The 2829-nt window shown below is 66.3% G+C and carries 4 protein-coding genes; all 4 read right to left on the bottom strand.

The genetic code is table 11. The features are described 5' to 3' along the window. Positions 1-21: 21 nt before the first annotated feature. The gene (locus tag AC30N0_RS18410) at positions 22-552 is read right to left on the bottom strand and encodes a ClpXP protease specificity-enhancing factor (protein ID WP_489519338.1); all 531 of its coding nucleotides are present in this window, start codon (positions 550-552) and stop codon (positions 22-24) included. A gap of 4 nt (positions 553-556) precedes the next feature. Continuing rightward, positions 557-1171, bottom strand: coding sequence for a glutathione S-transferase N-terminal domain-containing protein (locus tag AC30N0_RS18405; RefSeq protein ID WP_489519337.1), 615 nt, complete (start codon positions 1169-1171; stop codon positions 557-559). Between the two features lie 97 nt (positions 1172-1268). Further along, positions 1269-2048, bottom strand: coding sequence for a cytochrome c1 (locus AC30N0_RS18400; RefSeq protein WP_489519336.1), 780 nt, complete (start codon positions 2046-2048; stop codon positions 1269-1271). Between the two features lie 22 nt (positions 2049-2070). Beyond that, the coding region (locus AC30N0_RS18395) for a cytochrome b (protein WP_489519335.1) at positions 2071-2829 on the bottom strand (759 nt) is incomplete at its 5' end.

Raw genomic sequence — 2829 nt, 5'->3', positions numbered from 1 at the left:
CAGTATAGGCGCGGCTCGCGGCTACTTGACGCGCTTGAGCGAGGGCCGCTTTGGCGGTGGGTCGGGGGGCGGGGAATCCGCCCCGGCGAGGTCGCTGCCGCGGCTCGCCTTCGGCGAACTTCCTTCGCTGCGCGCCAGGCGCGGGCCGCGCGGCGGCGCAGGGGCTGCCTTGGCAGCTGCCGGGCCGGCCTCGCGCGGCTCGCCCGAGCCGGCGTCGCTCGGCATCGGGAACGCCATGCCCTGGCCGTTCTCGCGCGCGTAGATGGCGATGACGTGGTCGATCGGCACGGCGATCTCGCGCGACGTGCCGCCGAAGCGGGCCTTGAACTCGATCAGCTCGTTGCCGAGCTTCAGCGCGCTGGTCGCCTCGAAGCCGACGTTGAGGACGATCTCGTTGTTCTTGACGTATTCCTTGGGCACCCGCACGTGGTCGTCGACGTAGACGGCGATGTACGGGGTGAAGCCGTTGTCCGTGCACCAGTCGTGCAGGGCACGAATCAGGTAGGGCCGGGTCGAGGTGCCGGCCGTGGCAGGGGCGATCGGCGCCGTCATGGCTCTACTTCCGCATGACCTTCTCCGAGGGCGTCAACGCCTCGATGTAGGCCGGCCGCGAGAAGATTCGCTCGGCGTACTTCAGCAGCGGCACGGCGTTCTTGGACATGTCGATCCCATAGTAGTCCAGGCGCCAGAGCAGCGGGGCGATCGCGACGTCGAGCATGGAGAAGTCGTCGCCGAGCATGTACTTGTTCTTCAGGAAGATCGGCGCCAGCTGGGTCAGCCGATCGCGGATCTGCGAGCGCGCCTTCTCGAGCTGCTTGTCCGTGCCCTTGGTCGTGCCCCGGCCCTCGAGGATGTTGACGTGCGCGAACAGCTCCTTCTCGAAGTTGAAGAGGAACAGGCGCACGCGGGCGCGCGCGACCGGATCGCCCGGCATCAGCTGCGGATGCGGGAAGCGCTCGTCGATGTACTCGTTGATGATGTGCGACTCGTACAGGATGAGGTCCCGCTCGACGAGGATGGGAACCTCGTTGTACGGGTTCATCAGGGCGATGTCCTCGGGCTTGGCGAAGAGATCGACGTCGCGGATCTCGAAGTCCATGCCTTTTTCGAACAGCACGAAGCGGCAGCGGTGCGAGTACGGGTCGGTGGTTCCGGAATAGAGCACCATCATGGTCGGGGATCCTCAGGGGCTGGCAATGACGGGGCGGCGAGGCGGCAGGACTGCCGGGCTCGCCGTGGGCACGCTGCCGCGGGGGGCAGCGGCGGGTCTAGTGAACGCTTCTCCAGTACGCCGAGCTGAGGCGCCAGGTGATCAGCACGAAAAGACCGAGGAAGATGAGGACGCCGACGCCGATGCGCACGCGCTGGCCTTGCGCCGGCTCGCCCATCCACTGCAGGTAGGCGACCAGGTCGCCGACCAGCTCGTCGTACTGGCGGTCGTTCAGCAGGCCTGGCGTGATCTGCTCGAAGCCGACGAAGCGGCGGATCGTCTTGCCCTCGGCGTGCGGGTCCTTCTCCTCGACGTAGCGGGCGCGGCGCTCGCCCTGCAGCTGCCACAGCGCATGCGGCATGGCGATGTCCGGAAAGGCCAGGTTGTTCCAGCCGGTCGGCTTGCTGTCGTCGCGGTAATACGTGCGCCAGAGCGTGTAGAGGTAGTCGGCGCCGCTGCCCTTGCCGATCTCGGCCCGCGAGCGGGCGATCACCGAGAGGTCGGGCGGTGCGGCGCCGAACCAGTCCTTCGCCTGCCTCGGATCAAGCGTCGTCTTCATCGTTTCGCCGACCTTGTCGGTGGCAAACAGAAGGTTCTTCTTGATCTGCTCGTCGGTGAGGCCGATGTCGTTCATGCGGTTGTAGCGCATGTACGTCGCCGAATGGCAGTTCAGGCAGTAGTTGACGAACACCTTGGCGCCGTTCTGCAGCGAAGCCAGGTCGGTCATCTTGGCCGGCGGGAACTTGTCCCACAGGTAGCCGTCGCCCGCGGCCAGTGCCGGGCCGGCGTGGAGGGCGATGCCGAAGGCCAAGAGCAGGCGGAGCAGGATTTTCTTCATCGTTGAGGCTCGGCTGCTGGGATCAGTGGGCGTTGAAGGTGACGCGGCTCGGCACCGGCTTGAAGGTGCCGATGCGGCTCCACCACGGCATGAGCAGGAAGAAGCCGAAGTAGATCAGCGTGCCCAGCTGGGAAAGGTAGTTGCCCACCGCCGACGGCGGCTGCGAGCCGAGGTAGCCGAGGACGAGGAAGAAGAAGACGAACACCCCGTAGGCGTACTTGTGCCAGTCGGGGCGATAGCGGATCGATCGCACCGGGCTGCGGTCGAGCCAGGGCAGGAAGAACAGGATCATGACCGAGGCGCCCATGATCACGACGCCCCAGAACTTGGCATCGAAGGTCTTGAGCAGGGCCACCAGCACGATCGCGCCGACGGCCGCGGCGATCTTGCCCCGCGCCGCCAGTCCGCCGCGAAGGATGGCCAGGACCGCACCGATCGCGAGCAGCACGGCCAGGACGTTGACCATCAGGTCGGTCGTCGCGCGCAGCATCGAGTAGTACGGCGTGAAGTACCAGACCGGCGCGATGTGCGCGGGCGTGCGCAACGGATTCGCCTCGATGAAGTTGTTGAACTCGAGGAAGTAGCCGCCGCCCTCGGGCGCGAAGAAGACGACCGCGCTGAAGAGGAACAGGAAGATGCTGACGGCGTAGATGTCGTGCACCGTGTAGTACGGGTGGAACGGGATGCCGTCGACCGGGTTGCCGCGGGCGTCCTTCGTATCCTTGATCTCGATCCCGTCCGGATTGTTCGAGCCCACCTCGTGCAGCGCGATCAGGTGCGC

Source organism: Rhizobacter sp., assembly GCF_031412495.1.
Lineage (GTDB): Bacteria > Pseudomonadota > Gammaproteobacteria > Burkholderiales > Burkholderiaceae_C > Schlegelella_A.
Note: the sequence above shows the minus strand (reverse complement) of the source record. Positions and strands in the feature narration are given on the sequence as shown.